At 70.6% G+C, this 7,985-nt stretch carries 7 protein-coding genes; 2 read left to right on the plus strand and 5 right to left on the minus strand.

The features are described 5' to 3' along the window. The first annotated feature begins 316 nt into the window (after positions 1 to 316). Positions 317 to 949, plus strand: a complete 633-nt coding sequence (locus ABTZ89_RS32070) for a hypothetical protein (RefSeq protein WP_351051809.1) — start codon at positions 317 to 319, stop codon at positions 947 to 949. 2 nt (positions 950 to 951) lie between these two features. Next, positions 952 to 1,611 (plus strand): RES family NAD+ phosphorylase, encoded by a 660-nt coding sequence (locus ABTZ89_RS32075; RefSeq protein ID WP_270950520.1) that lies wholly within the window; start codon positions 952 to 954, stop codon positions 1,609 to 1,611. 102 nt (positions 1,612 to 1,713) lie between these two features. Here the strand turns inward: ABTZ89_RS32075 and ABTZ89_RS32080 are convergent, their stop codons facing one another. The 5 genes from ABTZ89_RS32080 to ABTZ89_RS32100 all read right to left on the minus strand — a co-directional run bounded on the left by ABTZ89_RS32080 (position 1,714) and on the right by ABTZ89_RS32100 (position 7,871). Beyond that, positions 1,714 to 2,322 carry an Rv1733c family protein gene (locus ABTZ89_RS32080; RefSeq protein WP_351051812.1) on the minus strand — a complete coding sequence of 203 codons (609 nt, stop codon included), beginning with the start codon at positions 2,320 to 2,322 and terminating at the stop codon, positions 1,714 to 1,716. Positions 2,323 to 2,540: 218 nt separating this feature from the next. Next, positions 2,541 to 2,669, minus strand: a complete 129-nt coding sequence (locus ABTZ89_RS32085) for a hypothetical protein (protein WP_270950522.1) — start codon at positions 2,667 to 2,669, stop codon at positions 2,541 to 2,543. Between the two features lie 55 nt (positions 2,670 to 2,724). Beyond that, on the minus strand, positions 2,725 to 4,290 hold the full coding sequence (locus ABTZ89_RS32090) for a TRAFAC clade GTPase domain-containing protein (RefSeq protein WP_351051814.1): 1,566 nt from the start codon (positions 4,288 to 4,290) through the stop codon (positions 2,725 to 2,727). Next, positions 4,291 to 6,687 (minus strand): GTPase-associated protein 1-related protein, encoded by a 2,397-nt coding sequence (locus ABTZ89_RS32095; protein WP_351051816.1) that lies wholly within the window; start codon positions 6,685 to 6,687, stop codon positions 4,291 to 4,293. It abuts the gene before it with no gap. Continuing rightward, positions 6,684 to 7,871: a TRAFAC clade GTPase domain-containing protein gene (locus ABTZ89_RS32100; RefSeq protein WP_351051818.1), complete on the minus strand. Its 1,188-nt coding sequence runs from the start codon at positions 7,869 to 7,871 to the stop codon at positions 6,684 to 6,686. Before ABTZ89_RS32100 ends, ABTZ89_RS32095 begins: the two co-directional genes overlap by 4 nt. Between the last annotated feature and the right edge of the window lie 114 nt (positions 7,872 to 7,985).

The following is a 7,985-nucleotide window of genomic DNA, read 5'->3' on the forward strand; positions in this document are numbered from 1 at the left end:
GCCTGGACTCCGGGTGCCCGACTTTATGTATGCCAATACACGGCAGTCGGGCCGTCCTCGCCAGGCGAACGCTGAGAACCCGCGGCGGCGCAAGCTGCGAGCGTGGGCTATGCGCCTGGCGGCGCATGCGGCCCTCACCGCGCGGTGCCGGTCGTGCCTCGCGGTCGCAGTCCGAGCAGGATGAAAAAGGCTCAATGGAATTTGCGCCTCACCGGCGTGTCCGCACCCGACACGCCGGTACCTGTGGACAACTCCCCGCAAATTCAATGGAAATCGGACGTCTGATTTCCATTGAATTTGCGGCGAGGAGGACGTCGTGAGCCAGCAGGGGATGTTGGACGCGCTGACCGCCGAGTGGGACGACGTGGCGGATCGGTTGGATCCGGAGACGTTCACCCGGTTGGTCTCGCTGGTCGCCGAGCTGCAGGAAGCCGATGCCGACACCGCCGCGATGGTCGCCGAGGACATCGCGGGGCTGCTCGGCGACGTGCTGCCCGTCGAGCACCCGGTGCGGCGGGCGTTGGCCGAACCGGAGTCGCGGTTCCGCCGTCCCGAGGTGGCCTGGGAGCAGTTGAGCACCGGGCTGCGCGACCGGTTGACCGGCTCCGCGCCGAGTCCCCGGCTGGACCGGCTGCGGGCGGTGGAATCGCTGGACGCGCAGCAGATCGCGGCCGCCGGGGTCGACCCGGCCGATCCGGACCTGATCCGGCTGCCTTCCGGGACCGGTGACGACCGGTGGCCCGCGTTCCAGTTCGACGCCGACGGGTCGCCGCGCGAACCGGTGCGCGCCGTGAACCGCCAGCTGCAGGCCGCAGCGGACCCGTGGGGCGCGGCGGACTGGTGGCTCGGCCCCAACGACTGGCTCGGCGGCGTGCCCGCCCAGCTGCTCGGCCAGGTCGACGACGACGTGCTGGTCGAGGCCGCCCGCGACGAGTCGGCGGAGGTGTGAGCATGCCGCAGGCCTCCCCTCCCCTGCAGTACGCCGCCACCCCGAACCGGCACGCCGTGCCCGCCGACACCGAGCTGTTCCGGATCCACGAGCGCAAGCGCCACGCCGCCGAGTTCAAGCCCGCGCACGTGAGCTTCGGATCGCCGGGCGGCCGGTTCGACGGAACCCCGGACGACCCGTTCTCCAGCTACTACGCCGGATTGCACACGACGACCGCGCTGGCCGAGGTGCTGCTGCGCAACCTCGGGTTCGACGGCGACGGGCAGCGGCTGATCCGCCGCCAGCAGATCGCCGGCCGCCGGTTCAGCTCGGTGCGCACCAACCGGGAGCTGACCCTGGTCAGCCTGCTGACGGCGCCGGATCTGGCTGCGGTGGCGCAGGATTCCTGGCTGGTCGATGCCGAGGGCCGGGACGCCTACCCGCACACGCGCCGCTGGGCGGCGTGGATCCGCTCGCAGGCACCGTGGGCGGACGGCCTGATCTGGCCCTCCAAGAGGGACACCGGGAACCCCGCCGTGGTGCTGTTCGGCGACCGCTGCGCCGATGCGCTGGAAGGCGCGGAACCGGAGCTCCAGATCGACCTGGACACCCCGATCGGCGAAGCCTGGCTCACCAGGATGCTGGCCCCCTACCGCGCAGCGATCGCCCCCAGCCCCAACTGATGGGGCCTGCCGGAAGCTCCGCCCGTTTCGCCTGGTAAAAGCCCGTGAGCACTTTGGGTGGCTATGGCAACCCAAAGTGCTCACGGGCGATGACCTGCGAAATCAGAGCTGGGAAGACTTCCCGCCGTGCTGCAGGTAGAGCCATTCGCGGTCCCAGGTGCGCATGCTGAGCCGACGGGCGAGGCCTTGGGTGCCGGTGATCAGGGCGATGCAGGCCAGCTCCGCGACGACGAGGGTGAGGATCGCGGCGAAGATCGCCGAGGTCACGATCGAACCGCTGCTGGCGGGCGCCGGGACGCGGTTGCCCGCTTCGTCGACCCACACGGTCACCGTCTCACCGGCCGAGGCGTTGGCCGGGACCTGGACGGTCGCGCTGTTCGTGTGGAGACCGGTGCGCCATTCCGCGACGGCGGTGGAGCTGAGCGCGTCGTGGCTGTAGACCTCGGAGACCGGGATATCCATCTCCGGGGCGGTGGTCAGCACCGCGTCCACCGGGCGGGTGGTCGCTGCGGACTGCGCCGCGCGCTGGGTCAGGTCGCTGTGCAGCGAGAAGCCGAGCATGCCCGCCACCGGGATCGCGATGAGGGCCACCATGAGCAGCAGGACCGTGATCCCCGCTGCCAGCCGGTCGATGGGCCTGCGCAATGGATTCCGGTTCACACCCAGCGCGTTCACCAACCATGCTGCGTGCGCTTTCAGCGCCGCGACCATGCCAACCTCCAGACTCCGGTGCACCCTTTGCGCCGCGGACCACCGTCACGTGGTCGTGCCCTGATGGTTGTGCGCGGCAACCTCCAAGCTGATTATCTCTCCTAACGAGCTCATTGTTATCACAACGTGACCACCCCTACACCCGGGGTGCACCAGATCACGTTTTTCGCACTGCGAATTTCCCAATCACCGCCGGACAATTCCGGCATTCCCACGGCTCAGGGCGTGGTGAAGGACTGGACGTAATCGGTGAGCAGCCAATAGGTGCTGAGCAGCAGCGCAACCGCGAAGACCACCACCAACACCCAGCGGAAGACCCGGTGGCCGACCGGTGGCCGGGCGTTCATGCCGCCTCCAGGGATCTGCGATCGGCGGTATGAATGGGAAATATGCCGTTACCGCTCATACGGCCGCCTTCTTCTCCTCGTCGTCGCCGAGCGGAAAACCACCGCGGCCCAGCAGCCACCGGAACGGTGCGGCCGGGGTCATCCGGTGTCCGGGCCGGGTTCCGGTCACCGAGGACACCACGAAGAAGCGGACCTCCGCGAAGTCCCGCTCCGCCGCCAGCACGAAGTTGTCCAGACCCGCGGTGACCAGCCATTCCCGCACCGAGCCCGCGCACAGGTCCGCCGCCCACGGCAGATCGACCAGCAGATCCGCCTTGACCACGGCGACCGCCAGCGCGCGCTTGCCGGTTTCCACCCCGTAGTCCCGCAGCCGCCGCGCCGTGACGTGGTAGATCTGCTCGGGATCGCCGCTGGCCGGGTGCGCTTCGGCGAGGCGCGACTCCAGGGCACCGCCGAGCTGGTCGCGCACCCAACCGATGGTGAACGGGTCGATCACGAACACCAGTCCGCCGGCGTGGTCGAGGAACTCCAGCTCGCTGTTGTCCTCGCGGTCCTGGAAGAACTCCCCCGCCGCGTCGAACAGGTGCAGCAGCGCCTTCCCCCGCGACTTCACCAGCTGGGCGGTGATCGCCGCGGGCAGCTGCCCGGCCGGGGTCTTCGTGGTGTTGGCGCCGCTGGTGACCAGCTGTTCCCCGTGCTGGAAGGCCTCCCGGCTGGTCTCGTCGAGGAACTCCAACCGGGCGCCGTCGGCCGCGGCCAGCTCGCGCAGCGCCACGAGCCCCGCGTGCACCAACCGGGTCTTGCCCGCCGAAACCGGGCCGAACACCGGGATCCGGACGTCGGTGACCGCGCCGGACCCGCCGCGCAGCGGCCGTTCGCAGCGCTGGCAGAGCGCTTCCAACCGCCGGGACGCCCGCAGCACCGTCGTCGGCAGACGTCGTCCGCAGCCGCAGGTCCGCCACACCGCACCTAGCAGTCCGGGACGGAGGTCGCGGTGCACCGCCGAGCACCCGATGCACCGGTACGCCGGCACCGGTGTCACGTGGTAGCAGGTCGGGCAGCTGGCGCTGGCCCGGCGCAGCTTCCGCACGGCGTTGTCGCATCCGCGCATGAACCCGATCGCCGCACCCCAGCCGAGCCAGCCCAGCAGCAGCACGACGACGCTGAGGACGAGAGCTTGCACCGCCCCCACCGCACCGCCGACCAGGAACGCCGGGGCCAGGAAGAGGGTGGCGAGGACGCGAACCCAGCGCTGCGCACCGAGCTGTCCGGGCCCGAACGCCCATCTCCAGATGCGCGCGACCAACCCGCCCCAACCGCCGAGGATCGCCGCCAGATCGCGCCGCCACTGCGTGACCAGGTATCCCGGCCAAGCCCAGTCGCGGGCGAACGGCCCTTTCGGCGCGCGCAGTCCGCCTGTTCCTCCGACGACATCGTCAGGCGTGGCCAGGAGCGGCCGTTTCGGGCCGCGGTCGAGCAGCGTCAGCAGCGCGATGACCAGGGTTGTTCCGACCCCGCCGAGCAACAGCAGCGGTGACAGGGCGGTGGCCACCGCGGACATCAGCAGCAGGACGAACACCCCGCCGATGGCCAGCCCGCCGAACAGCAGCAGGTAGGGCATTCACCGCTCCCGTCTGCCGAACAGCCGCCGCGCGACCTGGCGGGTGCGCGCCTCCTTCGGCTTGCGCTGGGCTGTTTCCCGCAACCACTCGTGCCACGCCGCGGCGTGGTCGGCTTCCACGCTGCGCAGCAACTTGCTGACGCGCCGGTAGTCGGTCTGCTTGTGCGCGTGCATCCAGGCCTCGAGCTCGCGGTCGAAGGCCGCGCGCACCGTGCCGGTCGCCTCGTCCGACCAGGCCGCCACGAACGCCAGCATGACGGCGCGGTCCTGGCGCTCCGTCGCGACGTCCTCGTCGTTCCACACCGCGGGCAGTTCGCGGATCAGGGTCTGCTGGAGCGGTTCGCCGCTGGTGATCGCCATCTCCGCCGAGACCTGCGGATCGGTGTCGAGCAGCGCCTCGACGATCTTCCCGGCGCGCGCGGCGAGCACGTCTTCCGAGATGTCGCCAGGATTTCCCACTTCCGCGCCCTTGCGGCGGTAGTTGGCCAGCCAGACGCGCAGGCGGCTGTCGTCCTCCCACAGCTTGCGCAGGTCCTGCCGGTCGCCGATGTGGTGGCTGAGCCCGCGCAGCACGTCGAGGTAGCGTCCGGACACTTTGGACTTCACCAGCACCCCGAAAGCCCGCTGCGCCAACGCATCCGACACCGAGGTGGACGGCACCTCGGCGAGGAAGTCGGAAAGCTCCACCAACGTCGGCGCCGAATCGCCGAACAGCGCGTCGAACACCGCCTCACCGGTTCCGGGCCGTTCCGGCGCGCGCATCTGCTCGCGGAAGACCGCGATGGTCTCCTTCCGCACGGAACCGCCCGCGGCCACCGCAGCTGCCGCGATCGCGCGGTCCAACGGGCTGAACGGGTCGGTGGCGGTGCGGGCCAGCAACCGCCACCAGTGCTCCTTGATGTCCTTGGAGACCTCGTCCGCCCGCGGCCCTTCGAGTCGGCGCGCCAGCACGTCGCGCAGGAGGTCGACGAGCTCCGGGCCGCACGGCCAGCGCTCCGGGTCGACTCCGGCGTTCGGGTGGTGCGCCCACCAGTCCGCGAACCGCCCGGCCGCCTCGGTGAAGTTGCCCAACCGGGGCCGCACGTCGAAGCGGGTCGCGGTGCGCAGCAGCAGATCCATCCGCTCCGGGAGCACCGCACCGGCCGCGGACTCCACCAGCACAGCGGCCTGCTCGGCCTCGTCCGGACTCCACGCGCGGGCCTTCAGCGGAGCCCGAGTGTCGGCGGGTGTGCCGCGCAGGATCTCGTCGATCTCCGCGCGCAGCAACGCGATTCGCACCTGCCCGGACTGCTCCAGGTCGGTGTCGGCGAGCTTGGCCAGCACCGGCGTGCCCGGTTCGGAGTCCAGGACCGCGGTCAGCACCGGATCCAGCATCTCCGCCGCGGACACGGCCGGTGGCTCTGCCAGCCACTCGGCCAGCGCCAAGGCCGGTTCCGCCCCGGTCACCGCCTCGTCCAGCGCCAGCACGCCGGCGGCCAACCGGTCCGCGGTGCCCGGGCGGTCCGTACTCCGGCCTCGCGCGAACTGGTGGGACAGCTCGATCGCGTCCACCACGTCGTAGGGGTCGGTGTTGAGGAATCGGGAGACCCAGTGCCGCGCGGAGTCGCTGTGCTCGGCCTCCCGGTACTTGCCGGTGACCAGGTTGAACACCGCGAACTCGGTGTGCCGCTCCGGATCGGCCAGCGAGCCCGCCCAGTCCGGGTGCAACGCGAGCACTTCCTGCGCGCTGAACTGCGGGTTGGTCGCGAACACCCGGAATCCGACCTTCAGCGCCCGCTCCTGCGGCAGCAGCAGCGTCGCAGCGGCGATCCAGCGCACCACCGCGTCGGCGTCGTCGCTGACGAACACCACGCGCGGCGCGCCCTCGTCGTGCACCCGGTCGATCGCGGAATGCACTGCGAGCAGCCAGGACTCACCGTCCTTCTGCCCGCGCACCCACTCCCGCAGCGCCTCCACCCCGAACGGCCCGGCCTCGGGTTCGGCGGACACGGCAGGGCATTCGGTGCTCGGCGCGGGCTGCTCGACCCACCATGGCGCGCCCCACAGCTGCGCCGGCCGGATCGGTCCGTACAGCTGGGAATCGGTGGCCACGAGCGCGTGCGTGAACTGGTTGCCCTCCCGCACCCCGCCGGTCTCCGCGCCCAGGTAGATGCCGCGCGCGGTGGCGTAAACCCCGTTGTGCACGTGGACCAGCGACGGCGGGTACTCCTCGACCGGGCGCTGCTCGCGCATCCACCCGACCGGTGCCTCGTACAGCGCCGAGCGCTGCACCACGCTCATCATCTCGTCGGTCGTCCCCGGCGAGACCGCCTGGAACTGGAACCCGGCACCGCCGCGCAGGCCCTGACCGGGACTGCAATCGGTGTAGTACAACGAGTGGAATTCCCGCGCGCTCATGCTCGGCTCCGATCGATGACCTTGAAGTTGCTGAGCAGCCACAGCAGTGGTTCGTCCACGCGGAACGGTCGCACACCGGCCGGGTCGATCTGCTTGCTGCGGTAGTCCGGCTCCGCGCCGAGCGCAGACACCGCGAAGTAGCGGAACGTCCGGTAGTGCGCCCGCAGGTGGGCGTCGACGTCGTCGGCACCGAGCTCCGCCAGCAGCGCCCTCAGGTGCTCGTCGGTGTTCTGACCAGCGGTTTCGTCGTACTCCGGGCCGGTTCTCGGCGGGCTCAGCAGCGGGTGGTCGGCGCCGAGCATCCCGAAGAACGCGTCGATCTTGGAGAACACCACCGCGATCGGGGTGCGCAACTGCTTGCCGTCGCCGAGCCCGGTGCTGGAGCGCAGCATCTCGGTCACGCGGTTGAGCACGCCGATCGGCGGTTCGGCGTCGCGGCGACCGGCGTCGGGCACGGCGATCCGGTCCGCCGCGCCGGGCAGCTGGAACGGGTCGAGCAGCACGATCAGCCCGTCCGCCGAGGTCAGGTAGGCCTGGCTGTTGACGAACTCCTGGCTCGTCATGTCCTCACCGGCCGCGTCGTAGAACGACAGCGTGGTCGTCCGGTGCACGCGTCTGCCCAGCTGGACGCGCGGCTGCCGCCACTGCACCACCAGCGGGGTCCGGATGCCGTCGGCGGAACTGGTGGTGGACTCGAACAGCGACTGGTCGTCGAACAGCGCCTGCTCGTAGCGCTCCAGCCACTGCGCGGTGCCGACCCCGGCCTGCTCCCCGGCGAAGGAGATGTCGGCGTCGAAGCGGCGGCGGATATTGTTGCGGAGCTCGTGCACGAGAACCGTGGTGTACACGGTCTTCCCGGCGTTCTTGCCGCCGACCACCCCGATCAGCGGGCTCTCGCCGTCGGCGAAGTTGGCAGGCAGCGGCGTGTGGCACACCGGGCAGGCCCGGATTCCGCTGCTGGTCCCGCAATCCGGGCAGTCGGCCTTGCGCGGACTGCGCCCGAAGCGGCCCAGCGCTTCGAAGGTCGGGCCGGCCATCCCGGAGAACCCGGTGAGCCGCTGGCGCTCCGGATCCACCGACTTGGCGCACTTCTCGCGCCCGGGCGCGGGCCGACCGGTGCACTGGAACCGCAGGCTGCCCGCCGAGAACCGGTGGTAGCAGTAAGGGCACGCGACCTTGGCCATCTAGTCTTCCCTGCGCTCGTTGCGTCCTGATCGAGCCGAGCCCGTTCCGCACCGGGAAGACCGCAGTTTCAATTGAAACTGCGATCCGCCGTGCCTGGGTTCCGCAGTTTCAAT

Origin of the sequence: Saccharopolyspora sp. NPDC002686, assembly GCF_040295745.1 — a bacterium.
Lineage (GTDB): Bacteria > Actinomycetota > Actinomycetes > Mycobacteriales > Pseudonocardiaceae > Saccharopolyspora > Saccharopolyspora oryzae.